The sequence below is a fragment of the Amycolatopsis sp. cg13 genome, assembly GCF_041346965.1.
Lineage (GTDB): Bacteria > Actinomycetota > Actinomycetes > Mycobacteriales > Pseudonocardiaceae > Amycolatopsis.
In genome coordinates, this window is sequence record NZ_CP166848.1 from 5,571,328 (window position 1) to 5,596,333 (window position 25,006).

A 25,006-nucleotide genomic window follows, 5' to 3' on the forward strand; every position below is an offset into this window, starting at 1 on the left:
AGTGTTCTTCTCATGACGAACGCAACCGCCTCCCTCGCCCTCCGCCCCTTCACCGTCGAGGTCACCGACGCCGAACTCGCGGACCTGCACGACCGCCTCGCCCGCACCCGCCTGCCGCAGCCGTCGCCGACCGACGACTGGGACGCCGGCACCCCGAACGCCTACCTGCGAACGGCGATCGAGGCGTGGCGGAGCTTCGACTGGCGCGCCGCCGAAGCCCGGATCAACTCCTTCCCGCACTTCACCACCGAGATCGACGGCCAGACGTTCCACTTCATCCACGTCCGCTCCGCCCACCCCGGCGCGACGCCGCTGCTGCTCGCGCACACCTATCCCGGCTCGTCGGTCGACTACCTCGACCTGATCGACCGCCTCGTCGACCCGGTCGCTTACGGCGGCCGTGCCGAGGACGCCTTCGACGTCGTCGTCCCCGACGCGCCCGGTTACGGCTTCTCGCAGCCCGTCGCCGAGTCCGGCTGGACAGTCGCCCGCGTCGCCGCCGCGTACGACCGGCTGATGCGCGGCCTCGGGTACGAGAGCTACGGAATCCACGGCTCGGACAACGGCGCGATGGTCGCCCGGGAGCTCGGCTTGGTGAACCCGGACGGTTTCCTCGGCCTGCATGTCCTGCAGTTGTTCTCGTTCCCGTCCGGCGACCCGGCGGAGTTCGAGCGCCTCGACCCGGCCGACCACGCCGGTCTCGCGCACATGCAATGGTTTCAATCAGTTGGTGGCTACAACACGATGAACGCCTCGCGTCCCCAAACGGTTTCCGTCGGCCTCAGTGACTCCCCGATCGGATTACTCGCCTACAGCGAGCTGTTCAACTCCTTCGGCAACGGGACTTCGCTGGTGCCGCTGGAAAAGATCCTGCTCGAGGTGAGCGTGAACTGGTTCGCCAACGCCGCTTCCGGGATGAGCCGCAGTTATCTGGAGAACGCCCGCGCGGAGGCCGAACCGCGAGTGAGCGACGCGCGGACCGGCGTGGCGGTGTTCAAGGACGACTTCCAGACGATCAAGACCTTCGCCGAACGCGACAACACGAACATCGTGCACTGGAGCCGCTTCGAGGAAGGCGGTCACTTCGCGGCGCTGGAACGCCCCGACCTCCTCGCCGGCGACATTCGCGCTTTCTTCGCTGCCCGCGACTGACCTCTGCTGATTCCGCGCCCAAACCCCGTACGCGTTGCTGCGTACGGGGTTCTCGGCGTCCCAGACGAAGCTGAGGGTAGCCGACTTCCGTTGATTGATTCACCCAATTGAGTGCCGAATGGATGTTCGATTTCTCGCTACCATGGGAAACGGCTCGGTGGCAGACGGAGACGTGAGGAAGGAGCGTGCTCGATGACTCGTGAAGGCTGAATCTCTTGGTGCGCGGTGTGTTCACAGCGGTGGGTTCACAGCGGCGCGAGGTTGGGACAGCGTGTTTGCTGCGAGCGATTCAGGACAAACGCGGGACGCAGTGCGTTCGCTGCGATCCGAGTGGCAGGTCCGATGAGGACGGTTGTGAGGCGGCTGGTTTCGGCAGTGGGTTTGAGGTGGCTACCCGAACAGTGCTGAGTCAGTGCCGGGTCGCTGCAATGCTGGGTCGACATAGCATTGCGGCGCGGCACTTGGTCGTCGCGACATCGGGCCGCCGTAGCGTTTCGACGTGACGTTTCGGTGCAAGACTAGGTCGCCGCGACACCGGACTGCCGTGACGTTTCAGCATGGCGTCTCGACACGGCGCATGGTCGCCGCAAATCGGGTCGCCGTAGCGTTTCGGCGTGGCATTTCGGCATGGCATTTCGGCGCGGCACTTAGGTCGCCGCAACGCGGGGTCGACGACACAGTGCCGGGCCGCACAACACGATGCGGCTGGCAGGGCTATGCAACGCCGCCGAGGCGAGTCCGACGCAAGACGGCTCGGTGGATGTGGTTGCCGCGACGCGCTCATCGCGGCGCGGTAACTGCCACCGGCGCTCGACGCGGGGCGGGCTATTGCGTTGCACGCCATGGCGATGCGGTTACCGCGGTCGGTGCAGCGAACCGTCGTGGCGTGACAGCCCTGTCGTGGCGTGACGACCTCGCCGTAGCGTGACGGTCTTGCCTCGATGTAGCGGCCGCGTCTTGCGGCATGGTGGCTTCGTCGTGGTGTGGCCTCGTCGCGGCGCAGCGAACAGTCGCGGCGCGATGGCCTCATCGTGGGGTGGCGGCCTCGTCGCGGACGACGGGGCGCGGCAGCTTCGCTGCGGACGTCGCCTTGGAACTGTCGCAGCAGAACCGCGGCAGAACTGCGGCGAGCACATTCGCGACACGATCACCGAAACCCCTGCGCCACAACGTGATCACCCAAGCGGCAGATCAAACGCGACAAGCGTCCCCAAACTAGGCGAAGAATTGAGGAAAAACCGCCCACCAGCAGCATCAGCACGCTCGGCCAGATGCCGCAGCCCCCTAGTAGCGACCCCTTGCGGCACCCCGGATCCGTTATCCCGCACCCGGAGCTTCACGCCCTCAGCATCACGAGTCAACGTCACGCGGGTCTCGCTAGCACCGGAGTGTCGGACCACATTGGACAGTGCCTCGCGCAGCGCCGCGCGGATGTGGTCGGCTCGTTCGGCCGGGATGTCGGCGAACTCGCCCGACAACTCCAAGGTCGGCGGGTATCCGAGCAGTTCGCCGGCGATGCGGACCTCGCCGCGCGCGGATTCGGCGAGGTCGGTCGGGGTGCCGGGGTCGTGGCGCGGCTCCGGCGAGCGCAAGGCTCGCACGGTGCCGCGGATTTCCTCGATGGTCTGGTCCAGCTGGTCGATCGCGTCGGACAGCCGGGCCCCGTCGGCCTGTGCGAAGCGTTTGCGCATGTTGCGGCGCACCCGGTCCAGCTGCATCCCGGTGCCGTAAAGCCGTTGCACGATCACGTCGTGCAGCTCGCGGGCGATGCGCTCGCGCTCCTGGTACAGAGTCACGCGGTGTCGCGCGTTCGCGCCTTCCGCCAGCGCGAGTACGACTCCAGCTTGCGCCGCGAACGCCGCGAGCATTTCGACCGTGCCTGCGGAAAACGGCTCGCGCCCCTTCCGCCGATACACCGTGAGCGCGCCAAGCACCCGTCCGCCGGATCCGAATGGCGCGGCTGCGAACGGCCCATACCCACGCAGTTCATCCGGCACATACGGTGCCGTGCGCGGATCGACGATGAAGTCCTCCGCCGCGATCGGCTCGCTGCCGCGCGCGACCTGGCCCGCCGCGGAGTCCGTTTCCAGCGTCAGCCCGCGCAACTCCCCGACCGGTCCGCGTTCGGCGTCGCCTGTCGGCACCTCCGCGAGCAAGCCGTCGACGCCGTACGCCGCTTCGACCACGACGCGGCCGTCGTCGGCGCTGACCATCGCCAGTCCGAGGTCGGCATCCGCGAGCTCAACAGCCCTGGCCACGACTGTTTCCAGCACCGCTTCCGGGTCGTCCCCGGACAGCGCGGTGCTGGTGATCTCCGTGGCCGCGGAAAGTGCGCGCGCGGCAAGTGTCGGGTCCATGAGCAACTCCGACCTTAGCGCGGCCCCCTGCCCCAGACCCGAAATCGTGACCGTCACCAACAACCCTCCGTCACGCCGGCACCCGCGGCAACGCCCGCCGCACGACGCGTCCGTCCCGAACCTCGAAAACAATGTCCGCTTGCAGCTCTTCATCCGCATTGTGCGTTACGTGCACGACCGTCCGTCCAGCAAGCTCCGTACGCAGCGTCGCCCGCAACGCCCGCGCGGTCGATTCGTCGAGGTGCGACGTCGGCTCGTCAAGCAACACCAACCCGGCCGACGGAGCCGCCAGCAACGCTCGTGCCAACGCGACCCGCTGCGCCTGCCCGCCCGACAACCCGGCCCCAGCGCTGTCGAGCACCGTCGCCAAATCCAGGTCCGGCAACTCCGCCTGATCCAGCGCCCGACGCAAATCCGACGTCTCAGCCAGCGGATCCGCGAGCCGCAAATTCTCCGCGACAGTCGTCGAAACCAACATCGGCTCCTGCGGCGCCCAAGCCACCTTGCCGGGCGCGACAACCTCGCCCGCCCGAGGCTCAAGGAACCCCAGCAAAGCCGCCACCAGCGTCGACTTCCCGGCCCCGCTCGGCCCGACGACCGCCACGTAAGCCCCGGTCGGCACGCTCAGATCGACGCCCTTCAACACCACCTCGCCGCCAGGCCAGCCCAGCTCGGCACGCCGCAACCGGACTGCGGCTGGGCCGTCCAGGTCCGGTCCTGCAACGACGGACGCTGGCTCGTCCGCCGGTTCAGCACCCGTGTGAGCTGCTTCGCGACCCCTAGCTCCAGCGGTTCCACCAGCGGCCGCGCCGTCCAGCGCAGCACCAGTCTCCGACTCGCCAACCACCGCACCAAGCCGAACCCGAGCCGCCCGCAGCGTGTCCCAATGCGCCGCCGCCTGCGGGAGCAACGCCAGCACCTCCGCCAACGCCAACGGCACCAACGCCAGCAACGGCGCCAGCACGCCCGCCAACTCCCCGCGACCGACCGCCCCCGCGGCCAGCATCGTGCTGACCACGGCAGCCGCCCCGGTCGCCAGCGTGATCAGCGCATCCGCCGCACCAGCGCCGAACGCCTGTCGCCGGGTATCCACAGCCAGTTGGGTATCGGTCGAAGCCAGCTCGCGACGCCGCGACGCCGCTCGGCCATAAGCGAGCAACTCCGCCGCCGACGAGAACAACACCAATACCCGCGCCGCGACGTCACGTCGTCCAGCAGCGAGGGCGGAAGTCGCTCGACGTTCCAAGCGCAGCGCGACTGCCGGTGCTGCCAGACCGATCAGCACCGTTAGGGCCAGCACCAAACCGGCCGACGGCAAGACCATGGTCTGCACCGCGATAGCCCCGGCCGCGACCAGCCCGACCACGATCGGCGGCGATACGACTCGCGGCAGCAAATCCCGCACCGTGTCGACGTCCGTCACCAGCCGACGCTGACTCTCCCCGGCTTCGAGGCTGCGCGCCGGACCCAAGCGCACCAACGCATTCCACAGCCGAACCCGCAACCGGCCAGCGATGCGGAAGGCGGCGTCGTGCGTCACGAGCCGTTCGACGTATCGGAGTCCGGCCCGTCCCAGGCCGAACGCGCGAACCCCGACGACCGCCACGGTCAAGGTCAGAATCGGCGGCTGCAGGGATGCTTTGGCGATCAGCCAACCGGAGGTCGCGGTAAGGGCGATCCCGGCCAAGAGCGCCAAGGCACCCAAGAAAGCCCCGGAGAACAGGCGTCGGTCAAGCAGCATTCGCCACGGGAGCGGCCGCGTGGCGAAAAAGTCCGAAGTGGACTCAACGACCACGGCAGGAGCTGAGTCCGCAACGGCTACTGCGGCAGAACGTTCGTGCGCAGCGATTACCGCCGCCGCACCGTTTTCGACGGCTCGCTCGACAGCGTCCAACACTCGCTGCGCGTTGACGTCGTCCAGGTGCGCGGTCGGCTCGTCCAGCAGCAGCAACCACGCGCCAGACTGAACGCGCAGCAACGCCCGAGCGACGGCGACGCGCTGGCGTTGTCCCAAGGAGAGCCGGTCGACCGGACGGTCGGCGAGACCGTGCAAGCCCAGTTCGCTGAGCACTGTGTCGACGTCGGGACCAGCAAGTTCTTCCCGTACTGTGCCGCCGCTGAACACCGGCGACTGCGGAACCCACGCAATGCCAGCGCGCCACCGTTCGAGATCGGCTTCGGCGAGCGGGACGTCACCGGCCATGACCGACCCGTCATACGACGGCACGAAGCCCAGCAACGTCGCCAGAGTTGTCGATTTGCCGCCACCGCTCGGTGCGCGCAGCCAGACGATCTGGCCGCGCTGAACGGAGAAACTCTCGCCGTCCGGGGCGAATCCGCCGCGCCGGGCGACTTTTAGGTCGGACACAACCAACGATCCACAGGGCGCGGTGCGCGTCCCTTCGGCCGGTACCGGCTCCGCGAGTACCGCAGTCACCCGGCGGACTGCTTCCACCCCGTCCTCGCTCGCGTGGAACGCCGCGCCGACCGCGCGAATCGGCTGGTAGCACTCGGGAGCGAGGATGAGCACGCCGAGCCCGATCGCCAGCGGGAGCGATCCCGAGACGAGCCGGACGCCGATGACGACAGCCACCAGCGCGACCGACAGCGTCGCCGCGAGCTCCAGCACGAACGCCGAGGAGAACGCGACCTTCAACGTCTTGAGCGTCGCGCGACGATGCCGTTCCGACAGTTTCCGCACGGTTTCGGCCTGTGCGTCGGCCCGCCGGAACGCGGTGAGCACCGGCAATGCCCGCACCAGTTCGAGCAGCAGACCGGACAACCGGTGCACCGCGTCCGTCGCGCCGGAAACGCGATCGGCGGTGAATTTTCCGACCAGGACGGCGAACATCGGCAGCAGCGGGACCGTCGCGGCGATGATCACCGCCGAGGGCCAATCTGTCCACAGGATCGCCGCGCCTGCCGCGAGCGGGACGACCGCGGCAGTGACGAGCGCGGGGAGGTACTCGCGGAAGTACGAGTCGAGTGCGTCGAGGCCGCGCGTGACGAGCGTCGTGAGTTCGCCGTGGCCGCGCCGGGCCAGCCATTCCGGGCCGAGGCGCAACGCGTGGTCGACGACGCGGGCGCGCAGATCGCGTTGCGCGGTCGCGGCGGCGCGGGCGGAGACAACCCGCACCGCCCAGCTGGTGCCTGCCCGGCCCACGACGAGCGCGAACAGAACAGCCAACTGGACGGTGCGGCCCCCTTCCCCCAGCCCCCGGGAGACCACGTCCGCGAGGATGTCCGCCAGCAGAAAAGCTTGTCCGACAAGGAAAGCCGCGTTCCCGAACGACAGCACCGCGACCAGGGCCAGCGCTCGGCGCGCGGCCGGCCCCAGGGCCGAGAGCGCGCCGAGCGGACCCTTGCCCAGCCGCACTGGGTCCATGGGGGACCCGGTGGCGGAAAGGGGTGCGCGGCTGGGAAGTTCAGTCATGGTCAGTGCGCCGCCGGGATGTGCTGGACGCCGATGCGCTTGCGGAAAACCCAGTAGGTCCAGCCTTGGTAGATCAGCACCGCCGGCGCTCCGAACGCGCCAACCCACGTCATCACTGTGAGCGTGTAGTGGCTGACCGCGGTGTTCATGATGGTCAGCGAGTGCACGGGGTCCAATGTGGACGGAAGGACGTTCGGGTAGAGCGCGCCGAAGAAGGTCACCGCGGCGCCCGTGATGACGACCGCGAGCGCGGCGAAGGCCTGTCCGTCGCGGTCGGCGTGCAGCCGCAGCCACGCCACCGCCGCGGCGAGGACGACGATCACCAGCGAGATGAGCGTCCACAGTTTGCCTTCGCGGACCTGGACGACCACCAGGAACGCGACCAGCGGCGCCAGCCCGACCGGGAGGATGCGCAGCGCCAGGGTGCGCGCACGTTCGCGCAGGTCACCGGTGGTTTTCAGGGCGAGGAACGCCGCGCCGTGCACGAGCGAGAACCCGACGATGGCGACCGCGCCAAGCAGCGTGTCCCACCGGACCGACTCGAACGGCGACCCGACGCGGTTGCCCTGCGCGTCGAGCGGCAGGCCGAGGACGGTGGTCGCGAGCAGCAGCCCGACGCCCAGCGGCGGGACCCAGGAACCGATGATGATCACGCGGTCCCAGACGCGCCGCCAGCGTTCGGAGTCGACCTTGCCGCGGTACTCGAACGCGACGCCGCGCCCGATGAGCGCGATGAGGACGATCAGCAGCGGGAGGTACGCGCCGGAGAAAAGCGACGCGTACCAGCCGGGGAACGCCGCGAAGGTCGCCCCGGCCGCGACGATCAGCCAGACCTCGTTGCCGTCCCAGACCGGCCCGATCGTGTTGACGAGGACGCGCCGCTCGGTGTTCGTTTTCCCGAGGACCGGCAGCAGCATCCCGACGCCGAAGTCGAATCCTTCGAGGAAGAGGTACCCCAGCCAGAACAGCGCGACGATCGCGAACCACAGCGTTTCGAGTGTCATCCCCACTCACCTCGTCCGGCGACCGCCGGCGTCATCCGGTCGGCCACCGGGTTGTCCCCACGATGGCCCTGAGTTATCCACAACCCAGCGAGTTGTCCACAGATTCGCTGTGGGTAACCCGCGAGAGCCACGACCCGATTACGCTGGGTACGGGGCGTCCCAGGAGCGCCCGGACACTCAGTCCAGGCCAGTGGAGCGAGCCGCGCCCAGACCCGGCCCTCCGGGTCTTCTGGCGGCACCCCGGCCCGCTCCACCGGGTCAGTAGGCGAACGAAAGCGCCTGGTCATCGGAATCATCCGAACCGTCCGAGTCTTTGGAGTCAGAAGAGGCAGCGGGCGGCATCACCGCGTCCACCCCGCCCCGGATGTACTTGCGCATCAGGTACAGCTCCACCACACCCAGCACCGCGTACAGCACCGTCAGTGAGATCAGCGACGTCAAAATCTCGCCGACCGTCAGCTTCGAAACCGCCTGCGCGGTGAACATCCACATGCCCTCGACGCCGGTCGGATTGGGCGCGACCACGAACGGCTGCCGGCCCATCTCCGTGAAGATCCAGCCAGCGCTGTTGCCGATGAACGGCGTCGCGATGCCGCCCAGCACCATCAGCGGGAACCAGCGTCCGCCAGGAATTCGGCCGCGCCGGGTGAGCCACAGGGCCAGCAGGCCGATGCCCGCCGAGATCGCACCGAAGCCGATCATGATCCGGAAGCCCCAATACGTCACCGGCAGACTGGGCACGTAGTCGATCGGCTTGCCGGCCAGCGAGCCGAGCGCCGGGTCGTTCGGGTAGTTCGTGCCGTATTTCGCCTGGTATTCCGAAACCAGGTTCTCCACGCCCTTGACCTCGGTCGAGAAGTCGTTGTGCGCCAGGAAAGACAGCAGCGCGGGCACGTTGAACGTCTTCACGTCCTCGCAGTTGGCGTTAGCCACGTCGCCGATCGCGATGATCGAGAAGCTCGCCGGCTTTTCCGTGTGGCACAACGCTTCCGCCGACGCCATCTTCATCGGCTGCTGCTCGAACATCAGCTTGCCCTGCGCGTCGCCGGTGATCGCCAGCACCGCGAACGCCACGATGCCGACCCAGCTGCCGAGGCGCAGCGACGAGCGCCAGACGTCCCGGTGCTCGTCCGAAGACGAACGCTTCCGCCACAGATGCCATCCGGCCACGCCGACCAGGAACGCCGCCGCCACCGAGAACGCGCCGGCCAGCGTGTGCGGGATCGCGGCGAGCGCGGTGTTGTTCGTGAGCACCGCGCCGATCGAGTTCATCGTCGGCTTACCGTTCACGAACTCGACGCCCACCGGATGCTGCATCCACGAGTTCGCGGCGAGGATGAAATACGCCGAAGCCATCGTGGCCAGCGAGAACGCCCAGGCACAGGCCAGGTGCACACGCTTGGGCAGCCGGTCCCAGCCGAAGATCCACAGCCCGAGGAAGACCGATTCGACGAAGAACGCGAGGAGGCCTTCCATGGCGAGCGGCGCGCCGAACACGTCGCCGACGAACCGGGAGTAGGCGCTCCAGCTCATCCCGAACTGGAACTCCTGCACGATCCCGGTCACGACGCCCATGGCGAAGTTGACGAGCAGCAGCTTGCCCCAGAACTTCGTCATCTTGAGGTGCCGCAGCTTGCCGGTGCGCACCCATGCCGTCTGCATGGCCGCGACCAGCACCGAAAGTCCGATGGTCAGCGGGACCATCAGGAAGTGGTAGACGGTGGTGATGCCGAACTGCCACCGCGCGAGCTCAAGGACATCCACGAGTTCGATCCTCCGCGCGGACACCCTCGCCAGCCAGTTCAACACGTCCTGAACAAGCCGGGACCAACGTCCCGCCGACCTGCCTAAACCCAGCGAAGGGAACGAGCCGAGCTACCCCCGATCAGGTGGCGGCTAGCGCGTCTCCTCCACGAGCCACGACAGGTACCGCGGGCTGCCGCCGACGATCGGCGTGACGACGACCTCGGGCAAGTCGTACGGATGCCGCACGTTCAGGAACTCCTCCAGCGCGCCGGACCGGTCCGCGGCCGTCTTGCACTCGACCCGCCATTCGGCCGCCGTCTGCACCTCGTCCTCCCACCGGAAAACGCTGGTGATCGGCCCCACGATCTGGGCGCACGCGGCGAGCCGGGCCTCGATGGCGCTCGCGGCGATGGTGCGCGCGGCGGCCTCGGAGTCGACGGTGGTGATGACGACGACGTGGTCAGCAGACATGACCCGCACCGTACCGCAGCCGGAAAACAGAATTCGGCGCACCGAAAAAAATTATCCGGCTAACCGGCGGGCAGCATTCTGCCGACCTTATCAGGCAATTCGCGAAACCCATCAGCTTGCGGTTTTCTGAACCTCCCCTTTATCGTTGCAGTGAAAGGGGTGAGCACGAACCCATGTCTCCCGCATTGATCGCTCTGTTCAGCGCGTTCGGCCTGGTACTGGCCGTCGAGCTGCCGGACAAGACGCTCGTCGCGACCCTCGTGCTCACCACCCGTTTCCGCGCCTGGCCGGTATTCGCCGGAGTATGCGTGGCATTCGCCGTGCAATGCGTGATCGCGGTCGCTTTCGGCAGTCTGCTCACGCTCTTGCCGGAAACCCTTGTTTCGGTGCTGGTCGCCGCGATGTTCGGCGTCGGCGCGTTCCTGCTGCTGCGCGAGGGCTTCAGCGAAGGCAGCGAAGCGGGCGAGGACGCCTCCCGCTCCGGCCCCGGGCCGGTTTCGTTCCTGCGCTCCGCGCTCACGTCGTTCGGCGTGCTCTTCGCCGCCGAGTGGGGCGACGCCTCGCAGCTGGCGACCGCCGGTCTCGTCGCCCGCCTCGGCAACCCGTTCGCGGTCGGGGTCGGCGCGTTCGCCGCGCTGGTGTCGGTCGCCGGGCTGGCGGTGTTCATCGGCTCCAAGATCCGCGACCGGATCCGGCCCAAGCTGATCCAGCGGGTCGCCGGGTTCGTGTTCGCCGGTTTCGCCGCGTTCGCGCTGGCCCAGCTGCTCTGGTAACCGCGGTTTCACAGGAACGCCAGGTAACCTCTTCGGAACCCCAGAACGAGGACCAGGTGAACCCCCGGTGACGCCATGGCCTCCGCCATGACCGCCGAGGAGTGCCCGTGCCGACCCCTTCCCGCGCCGCCGTATCGCCGGTTTCGCCGGTGCACGGCAGGCTCGCGCTAGTCGGCATCGGGGCGGCCGTGCTCATCGCGACGGATCTGCACCTGCGGCTCTCCGCGCAAATCAGCCCGATCTGGCAGACGCTGTCGGAGTACGTCTACGGCAGGCTCGGCGACCACTCGGCCGCGCGGCTGTTCGCCTTCATGTGCCTGGCCCTCGCGCTGGGTTCGCTGGCGTTGCTGGCCGGGCTCGTCAAGGCTCGCCGCTCGCCCGCGGTCGTCCTCCTGCTCGGCGTCTGGTGCGCCGGCCTCACGATCTGCGCGACAGTCCCCGTCGACCCGAACGGCGAAGCCCGTTCCTTCGACGGCCAGCTGCACAACGCCGCCGCCCTCACCGCGTTCCTCGCGCTCCCCACGGCCGCCTGGCTGCTGACCCGGCGCGGCGGTCGCGCGTGCCCGTGGGAGCCGCGCCGCACCACGATCCGCTGGCTGGCCGCCGCGAGTTTCGCCAGCGTGGCGGTGGTGCTGGGCGGTTTCGTGTTCACCCTGATCACCGGGCCCGCGCAGCAGGAAGTGACGCTCGGGCTGTTCGAGCGGCTGCTGTTCACGGTGGACCTGGCGCTGCTGCTGACCATGGTCCGGCCGCTCGTCGCCGCGTCCCGCCGCTAGGTCCGCAGCACCTCGGCCAGCTTCACCGCCGCCGCCACCGCCAGCGGCCCGACCTCGTCCGAAGCCAACGGCTCCAGCGAGATCACCCCGACGCTCGCCCGCAGCCCAGGCACCCCGCGCACCGGCGCGGCCACCCCCGAAGCACCAGCCTCGATCTCGCCCGTCGAAACGGCCCACTTGTCAGTGCCCCCGGGCCGCAACGCCATCGCCCGCCCGGCCGCACCGGCAGCGAGCGCGTGCCTGCTGCCGACCCGGTAAGCCACGTGATAACTCGTCCACGACGGCTCGACCACCGCGACCGCCTGCGCGTGATCGCCCTGCGCGACCGTCAGATGCGCCGTAGCGCCGACCTTCTCGGCCAGCTCGCGCAACACCGGCCGCGCGGCCTCGCGCAGCTGTGGCAGCACCTGACCGGCCAGCCGCAGCACTCCGACGCCGAGCCGCACCTTGGTGCCGTCTCGCCAGATCAGGCCGCGTTCGGCCAACGGGACGAGCAGCCGGTACACCGCCGCGCGGCTCGCGCCGATGGTCACCGCGAGTTCGGAGATGGTCGCCGCCTGCTCGCCCGAATCGGCCACTGCCTGCAGCAGCGCCAGACCGCGGTCGAGGGTCAGCGACCCCTCCGTGCTCACAACAGTCCGAGTTCACCCAGGTCGGCCACCGGCTCGGCGAACGAAGCCGCCGCGTACGACCCGAAAAGCTCCCGCACCGCCTTGGCGGCCGGCTCCGGCAACGCGCGCGCCTCGTCGGCGAGGGCCTTGCCGTCGGTCGACTCCAGCGCTTCGCGGACGTCGCCGCCGGAGAGGCAGCGCGCCGACGCGACAAGCAGGTTCAGGAAGCCGTGATGCGTGAAGCCGGTCTCCGCGTCGACGTGCCGGACCGCGCGGTGCAGGCTGTTCGTCGCCTTGAACGACGCCCCCGGCGAGCCGCTGACCACGGACAGGAAGTCGGCGACCTCGTCGACGCTGGGGAAGTTCTCCCCCGCCTTGCCGCCGCAGCGGATCTTCGGCCAGCTGCCGTGCTCGATCACGTTGCGCACGCCGTCCAGCCAGCCGACGCCGCGGCGCGGTTCGACGACCCGGATGACGTCCTCGGGCACGAACTCCGAGACGCGCTCGAGCCACACCTCGTCGACGTCGGACGGGGCGGGCATCTCCACCATCCGCAGCGACAGCAGTTCGCTGCGCGATTCGACGATCGAGATCGCCTTCGGAACGCCGCCGAGCCCCGTGTCGATGATCAGCGACAGCGGCAGCGGCTCCTTGGGTTTGATCTTGATCAGCTCGGTGATCAGCTCCGGCAGCCGCGAGGCCTGGCAGAGGAAAACTCCGAGCACCCCGGCGTGTTCTCCGCCGCGCGATGCGAAGTGCGCGCGAAGCGCCTCCGGCATCGCGACGTCCGCGGGCGGGAAGAGCGCCGAGTCGTCGACGAGCCGCGCGAACAGGGGAGGAATTCCACGGGGGCCGGGGGGCGTGAGTTCCACAGCGCTTGACACGACTGACACGCTAGTAGCGTACGGCAAGAGGACAAAATCGTTCGCTCAGCGGACGCGTTCTGAGGCCGTCTCAACAGAGGATCAAGCGACCCTCTCGGTCGAATCCGCCCGTTCCCGCCGTTCTGCCGATCCTCTGACCAGCAGTTTCCCGCCCCGTGGGTGATCTTCGCTCGCACTCTTCCCTTGGCGTGGCAATTCAGGTTAGGCTCACCTAAGTAGGAGGTGAGCCGTGACCGAGGCACCCGTATCCGTGCGCCGCCCGCCCGCGCCGAACCCCGCCGAACGCGCCAAGACGATCGCGACCCGAGGCGGCCCGGCGACGATCATGCCGACCGTCGAAAGCGCCGGCTGCGAAGCCGAACGCGTCGAGCCCGTCCTGCATCACGTGCACCACAGCGGAAGCGTCAGCATTCTTCTGCCGGACGAGCACCCGATGGTGTGCGCGTCCCGGCAGGCTCAGCGCGGCGAGCTCGCCGTCATGGTCGAGCTCGCCGACCACGCCCCGGTAGCGCTGCGGGAACCGGTCCGCGGCCTGCTGTGGATCACCGGATGGCTCCGGCCGCTGACGGCGGTGTCGGCCCGCGCGCGTGCGGTGTCGATCGCCGAACAGCGGCCGGACCACCGGCTCCTCGACGTCGGTCACGGCCTCACGCTGCTCCGGCTGACCCCGGCGTCGCTGGTACTGGCCGACGCGGAGGGCACGCATTCGCTGCGGCCGCACATGTTCAGCGCGGCCCCGCCGGACCCGTTCCACGACTACGAGGCCGACTGGCTGCGGCACCTGGAAAGCGACCATCCGGACGTGGTGGAACAACTGGCCCGGCACCTGCCCGCGGACCTGCGCGGCGGCCGGATCCGCCCGCTCGGCCTCGACCGGTACGGCCTGCGCCTGCGCGTCGAATCGGCGGCGGGCGACCACGACGTCCGCCTCGCGTTCTCCCGGACAGTCGACAGCCCGCCGCAGCTGGCGGCGGAACTGCGGCGGCTGCTCGGCTGCCCGTTCCTGCGCCACCAGCACGGCGAGGACTGAGGCGTCAGTCGTCCGCCAGCTCCGGAGGGAAGCCGCCCGTGGCGATCGGGCCCCAGCGGTCGATCGTGATCCGGATCAGGCTCTTGCCCTGCTTGCGCATGGCCTCGCGGTACTCGTCCCAGTTGGGGTGCTCGCCGGAGATGCTGCGGAAGTAGTCGACCAGCGGCTCGACCGAATCCGGCAGGTCGATCACCTCCGCGGTCCCGTCGACCTGCACCCACGGGCCGTTCCACTCGTCCGACAGCACGCACACCGACACCTGGGAGTTGCGCCGGAGGTTCACCGCCTTCGCGCGCTTCGGATACGTCGCGATGACGATCCGGCCCTCGTCGTCGACGCCGCACGTGTTCGGGGACAGCTGCGGCCGTCCGTCGGCGCGGGTGGTCACCAGGATCGCGTGGTGCCGCTGCTTGAGGAACGCGACCAGCTCGGCGCGCTCGACCTTCGTGTTGGTGGCGATAGTCCTCGGCATACCCCGACGGTAGCGTGCGTTCATGCGCACCACAGAGCGTTCCGGAGGGCCATCGGGCCTGCGTTCCTGGCTCAATCCGGCACTTCCGGCGTTCCCGGCTCCGATCACCGACGCCCGCGAGCGGCGCGCGGTCAAGATCGAGCTGGTCCTCGTCTTCGGCATCACCCTCGGGCTGTCCGGTGCGCGCAGTCTGCTGTCCCTTGTGGACTCTCTGCTGCGCCCGACCCCGTTGGCGCAGCAGCAAGTCCAGCTCAACGTCCCGCGCGCCGCCGCGAGCCTGCTGGACCTGCTCCAGCAACTGCTGAGCGCCGCGCAGCTGATCGGCTGGGGCGGGCTCGGGCTGTACCTGCTGTGGCGGGCCGGGCTGAAACTGCGGGAAATCGGCCTGAGCCGCCGCATCCGCCCCGACGCGCTCATCACCGTCGGAATCGCCGCGCTGATCGGCATTCCCGGGCTCGCGCTGTACTTCATCTCCTATCACCTCGGCTTCAGCCTCGCGGTGCAACCGTCCACTTTGGGCGATACCTGGTGGCGGCCGATCGCGCTGACGCTTTCCGCGTTCGGCAACGCTTTCGCCGAGGAAGTGCTCGTGATCGGCTATCTGCTCACGCGGCTGCGGCAACTCGGCGTGCGCGAGAACGCGTCGCTGTTCGGCGCGGCGGTACTTCGCGGTTCCTACCACCTGTACCAAGGGTTCGGCGGGTTCGTCGGCAACCTCGTGATGGGCCTGGTGTTCGGCCGCGTGTGGCAGCGGACCAACCGGCTGTGGCCGCTCATCGCCGCGCATACTTTGTTCGATGTGGTGTCCTTCGTCGGCTATTCGTTGCTGAAAGGCCGTCTTTCCTGGCTCCCGTGATGCCCGCTCATTAGGCTCGCACTTCGTGAGCGAGACGAGCGAGATGACCGCACCTCCCAGGGTGGACAGCGAAGTCGGGCCGCTGCGGGCAGTCCTGTTGCACCGGCCGGGAAACGAGCTGAAACGGCTCACTCCCCGCAACAACGACAAGCTTCTTTTCGACTCCATCCCGTGGGTGAGCCGCGCGCAGCAGGAGCACGACGCGTTCGCCGACGTCCTGCGCGGCCGCGGCGTCGAGGTACTGCTGCTGGCCGACGTTCTCCGCACCGCGCTGGAAGATCAGCGTGCGCACGCCGCCGGTGTCCATGCCGCGGTGGACGACCGGCGTCTCGGCAACGACCTCGCGGATTCGCTGAGGTCACACCTGACGAGCGTCGACGCGCCCACGCTCGCCGAGGTCCTGATGGCGGGCATGACGTTCGAGGAGCTGCCGTCCGCCGAGGGCGCGTCGCTGGTGCGGATGATGCACAACCCGCGCGACTTCGCCGTCGATCCGTTGCCCAATCTGCTCTTCACCCGCGATTCGTCGGCGTGGATCGGCGACCGCGTCGCGATCTCGTCGCTGACCATGCCCGCGCGCCGGCGGGAGACAGCGCTGCTCGACCTGATCTACGCCTACCATCCGCGATTCCGCCACGCCGCCCGCGCTTACGGCGCGCATTCCGCGCCGATCGAAGGCGGCGACGTGATGCTGCTGGCCCCCGGTGTCGTCGCGATCGGCGTCGGCGAACGCACCACTCCGGCCGGCGCCGAATCGCTCGCCCGTTCCGTATTCGCCGACGGACTCGCGCATACCGTCGTCGCGGTGCCGATCGAACAATCGCGCGCGACGATGCATCTCGACACCGTATGCACGATGGTCGATGTCGATGCCGTCGTAATGTATCCGCTCGCCCGCGATTCCCTGACCGCGTTCACCATCAAGCCGACTGGCGACGGCGGCGTGAAAGTCGCCGGCCCGACGCCATTCCTCGAAGCCGCCGCGGAGGCGATGGAGATCGACCGGCTGCGGGTGATCGACACCGGCCTCGACCCGGTCACCGCGGAGCGCGAACAGTGGGACGACGGCAACAACACGCTGGCACTGGCCCCGGGCGTGGTCGTGGGGTACGAACGCAACGCGGAGACCAACGAACGGCTCACCGAGGCGGGAATCGAGGTGCTGCCGATCACCGGGTCCGAGCTGGGATCCGGACGCGGCGGCCCGCGCTGCATGTCGTGCCCGGTGCGCCGCGATCCCCCGCCGAAGCGGCACTGAACCCCTGCGCGGGCGAAGTTAGCCTTTCCTTAATAAGGGCAAACACATTAAGGGAAGGCTAACCAAAATAAGTATTTCCTTCTTGAGGAATGGTAACCCTAATAGGGTGGAGATCACCAGCCAAAAGTGGAAAACAATCGGACATTGACGTACCGTGATGGACATGGCCGCTACGAAGAAAGAACCGCGCTCTAAGTTCTACGAACTGCTGCAGGCGCAGATCCACAACGAGTTCAACGCCTCCCAGCAGTACATCGCGCTCGCGGTCTGGTTCGACAACGAGGACCTTCCGCAGCTCGCGAAGCACTTCTACAAGCAGTCCGTCGAGGAGCGCAATCACGCGATGGCGCTCGTCCAGTACATGCTCGACCGGGACCACCACGTCGAGATCCCCGGCACCGGCCAGGTGCGCAACGACTTCTCCTCCCCGCTCGAGCTGATCGAGCTCGCCCTGGAGCAGGAGAAGGAGGTCGCCGCCGACATCTCCGCGCTCGCGAAGGCCGCCCGGGCCGAGGAGGACTACATCAGCGAGCAGTTCACCCAGTGGTTCCTCAAGGAGCAGGTCGAGGAGATCTCCCAGATGTCGACGCTGGTCACGGTCGCGCGCCGCGCGGGTGACAACGTCTACGAGATCGAGAAGTTCCTGCACCGCGAGGCCGTCGGCGACGCCGGCGCGGACGCCGGAATGCCCCCGGTCGCGGGTGGCGCGCTGTAGTAGCTCAAGCACGTCCGGAAGCCCGGTTGTCCCCATTGTGGACAACCGGGCTTCCCCCTGTGGATAACTTCAGTGCCGCGCGTAGTGCGCGATGAGCACGCCGGTGGTGGTCGCGACGCTTCCGACGAGCGTGAACTTGGTCAGCGGCGCGGGTCCTTCGAACAGCCGCGCGCCCTTGCCGAGCGTCAGCGGGTGGATCAGCAACGTGTAGGTGTCGACCAGTCCGGCGGCGTGCAGCGAGCGCACGAGCGAAACGCTGCCGATGATCGCGAGATCCTTGCCGGGCGAGGCTTTCAGCTCAGCCACAGTCTCCACCGCCGAGCCGCGCAGCAGCACCGAGTTCTGCCAGGCGCCGGCGTTGTCGAGGGTGGTGGAGACGACGTACTTCGTCGCAGCGTTCATGTGCGCGGTGAACACGTTCCCGTCCGTGCGCGGCCCCCACGCGGTGGCGAAGTCCTCCCAGGTACGCCGGCCGAACAGCATGTCCCCAGGCCGGTCCATGCCCTTTCCCATCTCGCGCGCCATAACGTCGTCGCCGTAGCCGTTGCCCCAGCCGCCCAGGTCGAATCCGTCCTGGGTGTCCTCATCGCTGCGACCGGGGCCTTGCACGACGCCGTCGAGGGTGGTGCTCAGGATGACGCTGATCGAACGCATCGGGAATGTCCTTCCGCTTCCGCGGACCGCGAGCCGGCCCGTCACCCGCTACACGAGCGGCGCACAGCCAGATCGACATCGGCCCGCGGAATTTTCAGCCGGCGCAGTCCTGCGTCTTCGCCCGGACCTCGATGGCCTGGACAGCCCCGTCCGAATTCAGCGTGAAGTGATACGCCCCCTGGTCGCCGGTCGGCGAAACGAGCGCGCTCCCCGACTCCGACGTACCTGGATAGGTCGACGTGACCTGGTCCTTCGGCGTCCCGTCGCCCACGCCTTCCGGGGTATGCGCGGCACCGTCAGGCTTCACCGCGACCACGCCGTTGTCCGGCGAAACGACCGCTGTCGCGGCGGGAACGCCAGCGCCGCTGACGTCGTAGTACGTGCAGCCAGCCGACTCTTTGACCGCCGTGAGCTTCATACCCTGGTCCGTGAGCTGCTGCTCGGTCATGCCGAGCTTCACCGCGCCCAAGCCGTCCGCGGTCACCAACGCTCCGGAAGCGGCCTTCGTCGGCGTGGTCTTCGGCGGTGCCGGCTTCGTGTGGTGCGGATGCGCGGGCGGCACCGGCGGTTCGGCCGTACCGTGCTCCGACGATTCGACCGGCGCTTGGACCTGCGTCGATTCAGCGCTCGAAGGAGGCTCGGGTACCGAAGAAGGCACCGTGGGCTGGGCCGAGGCGACTTGCTGGGCGGTGAAGTCAGTCGCCGCCGGCGGCGTGCGCAGCTGGATCACCACGAGACCGGCCGACGCGACCGCGAGCACGCACGCCGCTCCGGCCGCGGACGTCAGGACGCGCTGCCTGCGCCGCCGCCGACGTGCGCCCGCCAGGATGACCGACGCGGCGTCCTCGGTTGGTTGGACGGCCAGCCGGTCGTCCGTGAGGAGGGCGCGGAGGCGCTGTTCCAGGTCCTCGGACTCGCTCACCCCGCGTCACCTCCTTCCTGGTTTTTCAGTTTCGCCCGCAAGGACGCGATGGCCTTGCTCGCTTGGCTTTTCACCGTCCCCTGGCTGATGTCCAGCGCCTTGGCGATTTCCACTTCGGACAGTCCTTCGTAGTACCGCAACACCATCACCGTGCGCTGCCGCGGCGGGAGGTCGCGCAGCGCCTGCCACAGCGGCTCGTGCTCGAACGGATCCTTCGGCGCGCTCGGGCTGGTCTCCGGCAGGTCCGCGACGAGGTTCTCCCGCCGCGTCCGGCGCCAGCGGCTGACGTGCGCGTTCGCCATCGAACGCCGCACGTAGGCCAGCGGATCGCCGGTCTTCTGCTGCACGTACGACCAGCGCGCGCCCATCTTTTCGAGCACGGTCTGGACCAGGTCCGCGGCGTCGTGCGGATTTCCGGTGAGCACGTGGCCGTAGCGGAGCAGGCCGGGCAGGGCTTCGCGCACGAAGTCGCCGAAGTCCGCAGTGGTGTTGACGGCTTCCGCCTGGGGCCCGGCCCACGGCGGATCTCCGCTCGCGATGGGCAACGCGGCTGCTGTCACCGTATCGCCCCCTCCCCGGATGACCGCGTCGAGCGACGGTTCCTCGTCATCCCCACCACGCATGAGCGCCCCCCGGGGTTGTCCCGTCTCCGTCGCTACTTTCCGTAGCTGTGGACAACTGAGGTCAGCGCACGGAAAGCGACTCGGGCAGCTTCAAGACGCCGCCGGAGTCAGTGGGGAAATCGTGTACCGAGACCACAGCGTTTCGCGGGATCGGGCCGTAGATGTGCGGAAACTGGATTCCGCGCGGGTCCGGCGGGTCCCCGTCCTCCCAGCGGACGGGCGCGTCGACCAGCTTGGGGTCGATTTCCAGCAGCACCAGACCGTCTTGGCCGCGGAAAAGCGCGTTGGCGGGCAGCGCGACGGTGCCAGGGTCCGAGCAGTGGATGAATCCGGCGTCTTCGAGCGACGGCGCGCGGTATTCGCCGTCTTCGGGCACCGCGGCCCACTCGTCGCGGGTGCAGATGTGGAGGATCACGCTGTGATCGTCCCATCGACTTACCCACATGTGGACAACTCAGGTCGAGTTGTCCACATGTGGATAGGTCAGCGAATGGTGAGCTGCCGCCCGATGAGACCGTCGCGAGCACGCCGCTCGGTGGCGTTGAGCGGCTCGGAGTCGAGGGACTTGAGCGCCTCGTCCAGCCGGGCGCCGAGCTGGTCCTTGGGCTCGGCCCACTCCCGCGCGTGCGCCTCGGGGTCGAGGTCCCACACCGGGACGAGCAGGCCGTGCGCGCGGAAAGAACCGGCGTAGCGGGTGCCCTCGCCGAGGCCGAGCGTGCCGGCCGCGGACAGTCGCGCAAGCGCTTGCAGCAGCAGGTTCTCCGGCTCCGGGCGGACCCAGCGCAGGTGCGCCTTCTCGCCGGCGAGCACCCAGTACGCGCCGGAACCGAGCCGGTCGGTGGGCATGATCGCGGCGTTGGCGCGCTCGAGGGAGACCGCGACGTCGCCGGTCGCGTCCGCGTCCTCGGGCAGCCACCAGGCGAAGTCGGTGTGGAGGTCGACCTGCAGCTCCGCGCTCGGCACGAGCAGGTCCTGGAGCCGGTTGTGCTCGTCCGGGTCGGTGGGCGACGTCGTGTCCGGCACCGACAGCACGTCGCCCGGCCCGGCCTCGAGCAGCCAGCGCAGCGCGCGGCCGAGGTCGCGGCTGATGTCGGAGGAACGCGTCTGCACCTGGAGGCCGAGGAAGCGCTCCCCGTCCGAACGAACGAACGCCGCGGCGGCCATGGGCAGCACCGTGCCGAGCGTGACGTCGCCGCCGTCGGCGAGCGTGAGCTTCGCCGTGGCCGACGGGACGAACTCGCGCAACGCGATCAGCTCCGGCTCCGCCGCCAGACCCTCGAACGGCTGCCCGACGAAGACGTCGCGCACCTTCGGCTTGCGGTCCGGCTTGGGACCCTTCTTACGCGCGCCTTTACCCATTTCAGCCTCCTTGGAACTCGGTGTCAGACGCTATCGAAGCGATTGGGTACGCGGGCTCGCGGGTTAGAGTCTGCTCGTGTTCGACCCTCGCGATCCCGCCTTCCTCGCCGACCCGTATCCCGCGTTCGCCGCGCTGCGCGCCGAAGGCGAGGTGCACCAGCACGACGGCCTCGGCATCGCGATCACGGTTTCGCACGCCGCGTCCGCCGCCGTTCTCCGGCACCGCGGACTAGGCCGAATCTGGACCGACGCGCAGCCGCTGGAACGGTTCGCATCGTTCAACCTGCTGCACCGCAACTCGTTGCTGGAGAACGAACCGCCCGCGCACACCCGCCTGCGCCGCGTCATCGCGGGCGAGTTCGGCCGGGGCCACGTGCAGCGGTTGCGTCCGATGGTCGCGGAACTCGCGGAGTCCATGGTGGACACTCTGGCCGCGAAAATCGCCGCTGACGGCAGCGCGGACCTGCTGGAACATCTGGCACAGCCGTTGCCGGTCGCGGTCATCGCGGAGCTGCTAGGCGTCCCGACCTCGGACGGCTCGCAACTGGTGGCGTGGAGCAACGCCATCGTGAAGATGTACGAATACGGCCTGTCCGAGGACGGCCGCGACGCTGCCGAGCAAGCCGCGGCCGATTTCGTGGCCTACCTGCGCGACGTCGTCGCTGGCTCCCCGCGCGGGATCGTCCGGGACCTGACCGCGAGCGAACTGACCCCGGACGAGGTAGTCGCCACCGCGGTCCTGCTGCTGATGGCGGGCCACGAGGCGACGGTGAACGTGATCGGCAATGGGGTGTCGGCGTTGTTGACCCACCGGACGGAATGGGAGCGGCTTAGGTCCGACCCAACGTTGCTGGACTCGGCTGTGGAAGAACTGATCCGCTTCGATTCGCCGTTGCAGTTGTTCGAGCGCACGGCGACCGAGGAGGTGGAGATCGCCGGTCATCGGGTGGCGAAGGGCTCGAAGATCGGGGCGTTGCTGGGTGCCGCGGCGCGCGATCCGAAGGTGTTCGATGCTCCGGACACCCTGGACGTCGGCCGGTCGCCGAACGCACACCTCGGGTTCGGGATGGGGATCCATTATTGCGTCGGGGCACCGCTGGCCCGGGTGGAGATCGCGGCGGCGTTGACTGCGCTCACGAAGCGACTTCCGGAGTTGCGACTGGCGGCGGTGCCGGAGCGTCGGCCGGAGTTCGTGATCCGGGGGCTGCGGAGTTTGCCAGTGACTGCCTGAATTTCGCGGGTTTGGGGTGGTGAGTGCTGGATAATCGCGCTGGTCTCCGGCGGAGATCCGTCCACAATGGATGCTTCCGCCGAGATCTCCCTCTCCACCGCCGCACCGCCGCACCGCCGCACCGCCGCACCGCCGCACCGCCGCACCGCCGCACCGCCGCACCGCCGCACCGCCGCACCGCCGCACCGCCGCACCGCCGCACCGCCGCACCGCCGCACCGCCGCACCGCCGCACCGCCGCACCGCCGCACCGCCGCACCGCCGCACCGCCGCACCGCCGCACCGCCGCACCGCCGCACCGCCGCACCGCCGCACCGCCGCACCGCCGCACCGCCGCACCGCCGCACCGCCGCACCGAAACGATCACCTGGCAGCGGCCTCAGCGCAACCCCGCGAACGGCCCGGCACACCGCACTCACCATGGCGCACCCGCCGAAACCACCGTCGAGTCCGCGCGGGCAACCGAGAGCCTCTCCCCGAGCAGCGCACTCACCGCAAACCCGCGAACAAGTCGTCCTCCAATCCCGCACCGATCTCGATCGGGCCGTTCGTGCGGGCCAGGTGGTAGTCCTCCCAGGGCCAGACCTCTCGTTCGATCTCGCGGGAGTGCGCGAAAAACGGGTGCGCCGGATCCATCTGCGTGGCGTGCGCGCGCAACGCGGCATCGCGGGTCGCGAAGTGTTCTTCGCAGCGGATTCGGGTGGTCACGGTGAGCACGTCCGTCGGCGGGAGTTCTTCCAGGACGGGGCCCATCATCGACTCTTGACCAGCGGCGAGGGTCGCCTCGTGCATGGCTTCGAACCAGGATCGGCTGAGGGTGGCCAGGTAGTAGAGCTTGCGCGAGGTGCCGTCGTCGGACTCGTCGAACGCGGCGGTCGTGACCTCATGGGTGCGGATGTGGTCGGGGTGTGGATAACCGCCGGTTTCGTCGTAGGTGATCACTACCTGTGGACGGAATTCCCGCATCAGGTCCAGCAGTGGTTTTGTCGCTTCAGCTAAAGGGATTTCGGCAAAGCTTCCACAGGGAGAAGGTTCCGTCATACCCGAGTCCTCGTGGCCCAGGAAAGTTTGCCGGATGCCGAGAATCCTTGCTGCATCAGCCATTTCTCGGCGGCGGATGGCGGGCAGATCCCGTCGGACGTCCTCTCGGTTCAAGGTTGGGTTGAGTACATCGCCGCGCTCGCCGCCGGTACAGGTGGCTACTAGGACGTCGACGCCTTCGCGCGCATAGAGGGCTAGCGTCGCGGCGCCTTTGCTTGATTCGTCATCGGGGTGGGCGTGCACGGCCAGGAGGCGCAGCGTCATGCGCGGGATCCTTTCGGGAAGAAGAGGACGGGGATAAAGCTCAGCAGCGAGAGGCCTAGCGCCCAGGTGAAAGTGGTACCGAAGGCAGCGGCACCAGGCGGTTGCGCGTGCAGGACGGCTACCAGCAACGCCGTGCCCAGCGAGCCGCCGATGCGGTTGACGACGTTGATCGCGCTCGCCGCACGAGGGATTTGGCTGCGTTCCAGCGAGGTGTACAACATCGTCATGCCGGGGGTGGCCGTCGCGCCTAGGCCGAACCCACGGATCAGCAACGAAACTGTCAACAGGGTCGGGCTTGGGGAATCTCCGAGTTGGGTGAAGGCGATGGTGCCTACGAGGGACAGTGCGATGCCGGTGAGCATGACGGTTCGGGAGCCGAAGCGGTCCAACAGCTTCCCGCCTGCGATGAGGACGACGGCGGAGCCTAAGGCCTGGGGCGCTAGGAGGAGTCCGGCGGTTAGGGCGGACGTGTGCTGGATTTGTTGGTAGTAAAGCGGAAGCAGCAACATCGAGCTGTACAGCGACGCGCCCAGCAAGAAGGTGCTCGCGCTCGCGACAGTGAAAGCCTTGTGCGCGAACAACTTCAGGTCCAGCAGCGGCACCGCAACACGACGGGCGTGCCAGGCGTAGGCGATGAGCAGCACGGCACCGGCGATGGCGAACGCGGTGGAGCCTTCGCCTAGGCCGTAGCCGAGTGCGCCGAGTCCTGGCGGGAGCAACAGCAGGCCGCGGACGTCTAGCGGGTCGCGGGTGCCCGTTGGTTTCTCGCGCGGCAGCACGCGGACGGCGAGCAGCAAGGTGGCGACGCCGAACGGGACGATTCCGAAGAACAGCCAGCGCCAGCCCAGATCCTGGACGAGTGCGCCGCCCAGCATCGGGCCCAGCACGGGCGCGACGGTGGCGGGCAGCGTGACGACGCCGATCATCCGGCCCAGCCGAGGGCCGGCCGCCTGCGCGAAAATCGCCTGACCGACTGGTTGCATGAGACCGCCGCCTAGGCCGTGCAGTACGCGGAACGCGATCAACGCCGGCGCTGACCAGGCGAAACCGCACAGCACTGTGCCCAGCGTGAACAAGCCGACGGCCACGATCCACACCTGACGGCCGCCGAATCGGTCGGCGAGCCAGCCGGACAGCGGGATGGTGAGCGAGGCGGCCAGCAGGTACGCGCTCGCCACCCACTGCACGGTCGGCAGCGAACTGTCCAGGTCGCGCGCCATCACGCCGATGCCGACCGACACGATCGTCGCGTCCAGGATCGACAGCACCGCGCCCAGGATCAGCACCCCGCCGAGCCTGCGAAGCCCGGCATCGGAGACCGGAAGCTGCGTGGTCATCGAGTCGAGTCACCCCCTTCATTAGGTCGGACCTGAGA

Annotated in this window: 23 protein-coding genes; 8 read left to right on the plus strand and 15 right to left on the minus strand. The window is 68.6% G+C overall.

Annotated features, from left to right (window positions below; translation table 11 throughout):
- Nucleotides 1-12 precede the first annotated feature (12 nt).
- The gene (locus AB5I40_RS25860; protein ID WP_370932620.1) at nt 13-1,152 is read left to right on the plus strand and encodes an epoxide hydrolase family protein; all 1,140 of its coding nucleotides are present in this window, start codon (nt 13-15) and stop codon (nt 1,150-1,152) included.
- Between the two features lie 1,175 nt (nt 1,153-2,327).
- Here AB5I40_RS25860 and AB5I40_RS25865 read toward each other — a convergent pair.
- From AB5I40_RS25865 to cutA, 5 genes are all read right to left on the minus strand, one after another.
- Nucleotides 2,328-3,509, minus strand: coding sequence for a GAF domain-containing protein (locus AB5I40_RS25865; RefSeq protein WP_370932621.1), 1,182 nt, complete (start codon nt 3,507-3,509; stop codon nt 2,328-2,330).
- Between the two features lie 70 nt (nt 3,510-3,579).
- Nucleotides 3,580-6,894: a thiol reductant ABC exporter subunit CydD gene (cydD, locus tag AB5I40_RS25870; protein WP_370932622.1), complete on the minus strand. Its 3,315-nt coding sequence runs from the start codon at nt 6,892-6,894 to the stop codon at nt 3,580-3,582.
- Between the two features lie 50 nt (nt 6,895-6,944).
- The gene (gene cydB / locus AB5I40_RS25875; protein WP_370932623.1) at nt 6,945-7,946 is read right to left on the minus strand and encodes a cytochrome d ubiquinol oxidase subunit II; all 1,002 of its coding nucleotides are present in this window, start codon (nt 7,944-7,946) and stop codon (nt 6,945-6,947) included.
- 258 nt (nt 7,947-8,204) lie between these two features.
- Nucleotides 8,205-9,710 carry a cytochrome ubiquinol oxidase subunit I gene (locus tag AB5I40_RS25880; protein ID WP_370932624.1) on the minus strand — a complete coding sequence of 502 codons (1,506 nt, stop codon included), beginning with the start codon at nt 9,708-9,710 and terminating at the stop codon, nt 8,205-8,207.
- Nucleotides 9,711-9,842: 132 nt separating this feature from the next.
- Entirely contained in the window at nt 9,843-10,163 is a 321-nt protein-coding gene (gene cutA, locus AB5I40_RS25885; protein WP_370932625.1) for a divalent-cation tolerance protein CutA, read from the minus strand.
- Nucleotides 10,164-10,336: 173 nt separating this feature from the next.
- Between cutA and AB5I40_RS25890 the strand changes: the two genes are divergently transcribed.
- A complete protein-coding gene (locus tag AB5I40_RS25890) occupies nt 10,337-10,936 on the plus strand; it encodes a TMEM165/GDT1 family protein (protein WP_370932626.1) in 600 nt (199 codons plus the stop codon).
- 107 nt (nt 10,937-11,043) lie between these two features.
- Nucleotides 11,044-11,712, plus strand: a complete 669-nt coding sequence (locus AB5I40_RS25895) for a DUF998 domain-containing protein (protein WP_370932627.1) — start codon at nt 11,044-11,046, stop codon at nt 11,710-11,712.
- Here the strand turns inward: AB5I40_RS25895 and AB5I40_RS25900 are convergent.
- Nucleotides 11,709-12,344, minus strand: coding sequence for a helix-turn-helix domain-containing protein (locus tag AB5I40_RS25900; protein ID WP_370932628.1), 636 nt, complete (start codon nt 12,342-12,344; stop codon nt 11,709-11,711). The two genes, AB5I40_RS25895 and AB5I40_RS25900, sit on opposite strands and share 4 nt — an antisense overlap.
- Complete coding sequence (locus AB5I40_RS25905) at nt 12,341-13,195, minus strand: hypothetical protein (protein ID WP_370940606.1); 855 nt, start codon at nt 13,193-13,195, stop codon at nt 12,341-12,343. Before AB5I40_RS25905 ends, AB5I40_RS25900 begins: the two co-directional genes overlap by 4 nt.
- Before the next feature lie 241 nt (nt 13,196-13,436).
- Here AB5I40_RS25905 and AB5I40_RS25910 point away from each other — a divergent pair, with 241 nt between their 5' ends.
- Nucleotides 13,437-14,237, plus strand: a complete 801-nt coding sequence (locus AB5I40_RS25910) for a DUF2470 domain-containing protein (RefSeq protein ID WP_370932629.1) — start codon at nt 13,437-13,439, stop codon at nt 14,235-14,237.
- Nucleotides 14,238-14,241: 4 nt separating this feature from the next.
- Here the strand turns inward: AB5I40_RS25910 and AB5I40_RS25915 are convergent, their stop codons facing one another.
- Nucleotides 14,242-14,709 (minus strand): PPOX class F420-dependent oxidoreductase, encoded by a 468-nt coding sequence (locus AB5I40_RS25915; RefSeq protein ID WP_344281945.1) that lies wholly within the window; start codon nt 14,707-14,709, stop codon nt 14,242-14,244.
- A 22-nt stretch (nt 14,710-14,731) separates the two neighbouring features.
- Here AB5I40_RS25915 and AB5I40_RS25920 point away from each other — a divergent pair, with 22 nt between their 5' ends.
- From AB5I40_RS25920 to AB5I40_RS25930, 3 genes are all read left to right on the plus strand, one after another.
- Nucleotides 14,732-15,565: a CPBP family intramembrane glutamic endopeptidase gene (locus AB5I40_RS25920; protein ID WP_370932630.1), complete on the plus strand. Its 834-nt coding sequence runs from the start codon at nt 14,732-14,734 to the stop codon at nt 15,563-15,565.
- 61 nt (nt 15,566-15,626) lie between these two features.
- Complete coding sequence (locus tag AB5I40_RS25925) at nt 15,627-16,823, plus strand: arginine deiminase (RefSeq protein ID WP_370940607.1); 1,197 nt, start codon at nt 15,627-15,629, stop codon at nt 16,821-16,823.
- A gap of 163 nt (nt 16,824-16,986) precedes the next feature.
- Nucleotides 16,987-17,538 (plus strand): ferritin, encoded by a 552-nt coding sequence (locus tag AB5I40_RS25930; protein WP_370932631.1) that lies wholly within the window; start codon nt 16,987-16,989, stop codon nt 17,536-17,538.
- Nucleotides 17,539-17,607: 69 nt separating this feature from the next.
- Here the strand turns inward: AB5I40_RS25930 and AB5I40_RS25935 are convergent, their stop codons facing one another.
- The 5 genes from AB5I40_RS25935 to AB5I40_RS25955 all read right to left on the minus strand — a co-directional run bounded on the left by AB5I40_RS25935 (nt 17,608) and on the right by AB5I40_RS25955 (nt 21,096).
- Nucleotides 17,608-18,192: a dihydrofolate reductase family protein gene (locus AB5I40_RS25935; RefSeq protein WP_370932632.1), complete on the minus strand. Its 585-nt coding sequence runs from the start codon at nt 18,190-18,192 to the stop codon at nt 17,608-17,610.
- A 94-nt stretch (nt 18,193-18,286) separates the two neighbouring features.
- Nucleotides 18,287-19,114, minus strand: coding sequence for a hypothetical protein (locus tag AB5I40_RS25940; protein ID WP_370932633.1), 828 nt, complete (start codon nt 19,112-19,114; stop codon nt 18,287-18,289).
- Complete coding sequence (locus AB5I40_RS25945) at nt 19,111-19,737, minus strand: SigE family RNA polymerase sigma factor (protein WP_370932634.1); 627 nt, start codon at nt 19,735-19,737, stop codon at nt 19,111-19,113. The genes AB5I40_RS25940 and AB5I40_RS25945 overlap by 4 nt, the downstream gene beginning before the upstream one ends.
- Before the next feature lie 61 nt (nt 19,738-19,798).
- Complete coding sequence (locus AB5I40_RS25950; protein WP_370932635.1) at nt 19,799-20,152, minus strand: DUF952 domain-containing protein; 354 nt, start codon at nt 20,150-20,152, stop codon at nt 19,799-19,801.
- Between the two features lie 68 nt (nt 20,153-20,220).
- A complete protein-coding gene (locus AB5I40_RS25955) occupies nt 20,221-21,096 on the minus strand; it encodes a DUF5926 family protein (protein WP_370932636.1) in 876 nt (291 codons plus the stop codon).
- A 76-nt stretch (nt 21,097-21,172) separates the two neighbouring features.
- Here AB5I40_RS25955 and AB5I40_RS25960 point away from each other — a divergent pair, with 76 nt between their 5' ends.
- A complete protein-coding gene (locus tag AB5I40_RS25960; RefSeq protein WP_370932637.1) occupies nt 21,173-22,327 on the plus strand; it encodes a cytochrome P450 in 1,155 nt (384 codons plus the stop codon).
- 488 nt (nt 22,328-22,815) lie between these two features.
- Here AB5I40_RS25960 and mca read toward each other — a convergent pair whose 3' ends face one another.
- Nucleotides 22,816-23,631: a mycothiol conjugate amidase Mca gene (mca, locus tag AB5I40_RS25965; protein WP_370932638.1), complete on the minus strand. Its 816-nt coding sequence runs from the start codon at nt 23,629-23,631 to the stop codon at nt 22,816-22,818.
- Nucleotides 23,628-24,968 carry an MDR family MFS transporter gene (locus AB5I40_RS25970; protein ID WP_370932639.1) on the minus strand — a complete coding sequence of 447 codons (1,341 nt, stop codon included), beginning with the start codon at nt 24,966-24,968 and terminating at the stop codon, nt 23,628-23,630. The genes mca and AB5I40_RS25970 overlap by 4 nt, the downstream gene beginning before the upstream one ends.
- Between the last annotated feature and the right edge of the window lie 38 nt (nt 24,969-25,006).

Excerpts from the sequence above, each read along its gene's own strand:
- AB5I40_RS25920 (WP_370932630.1), top strand. The coding sequence starts at position 14,732 with ATGCGCACCACAGAGCGTTCCGGAGGGCCATCGGGCCTGCGTTCCTGG.
- AB5I40_RS25935 (WP_370932632.1), bottom strand. The coding sequence starts at position 18,192 with ATGCGTTCGATCAGCGTCATCCTGAGCACCACCCTCGACGGCGTCGTG.
- cydB (WP_370932623.1), bottom strand. The coding sequence starts at position 7,946 with ATGACACTCGAAACGCTGTGGTTCGCGATCGTCGCGCTGTTCTGGCTG.
- AB5I40_RS25955 (WP_370932636.1), bottom strand. The coding sequence starts at position 21,096 with ATGGGTAAAGGCGCGCGTAAGAAGGGTCCCAAGCCGGACCGCAAGCCG.
- AB5I40_RS25945 (WP_370932634.1), bottom strand. The coding sequence starts at position 19,737 with ATGCGTGGTGGGGATGACGAGGAACCGTCGCTCGACGCGGTCATCCGG.
- AB5I40_RS25930 (WP_370932631.1), top strand. The coding sequence starts at position 16,987 with ATGGCCGCTACGAAGAAAGAACCGCGCTCTAAGTTCTACGAACTGCTG.
- cutA (WP_370932625.1), bottom strand. The coding sequence starts at position 10,163 with ATGTCTGCTGACCACGTCGTCGTCATCACCACCGTCGACTCCGAGGCC.
- mca (WP_370932638.1), bottom strand. The coding sequence starts at position 23,631 with ATGACGCTGCGCCTCCTGGCCGTGCACGCCCACCCCGATGACGAATCA.
- AB5I40_RS25970 (WP_370932639.1), bottom strand. The coding sequence starts at position 24,968 with ATGACCACGCAGCTTCCGGTCTCCGATGCCGGGCTTCGCAGGCTCGGC.
- AB5I40_RS25915 (WP_344281945.1), bottom strand. The coding sequence starts at position 14,709 with ATGCCGAGGACTATCGCCACCAACACGAAGGTCGAGCGCGCCGAGCTG.
- AB5I40_RS25890 (WP_370932626.1), top strand. The coding sequence starts at position 10,337 with ATGTCTCCCGCATTGATCGCTCTGTTCAGCGCGTTCGGCCTGGTACTG.
- cydD (WP_370932622.1), bottom strand. The coding sequence starts at position 6,894 with ATGGACCCAGTGCGGCTGGGCAAGGGTCCGCTCGGCGCGCTCTCGGCC.
- AB5I40_RS25865 (WP_370932621.1), bottom strand. The coding sequence starts at position 3,509 with ATGGACCCGACACTTGCCGCGCGCGCACTTTCCGCGGCCACGGAGATC.
- AB5I40_RS25860 (WP_370932620.1), top strand. The coding sequence starts at position 13 with ATGACGAACGCAACCGCCTCCCTCGCCCTCCGCCCCTTCACCGTCGAG.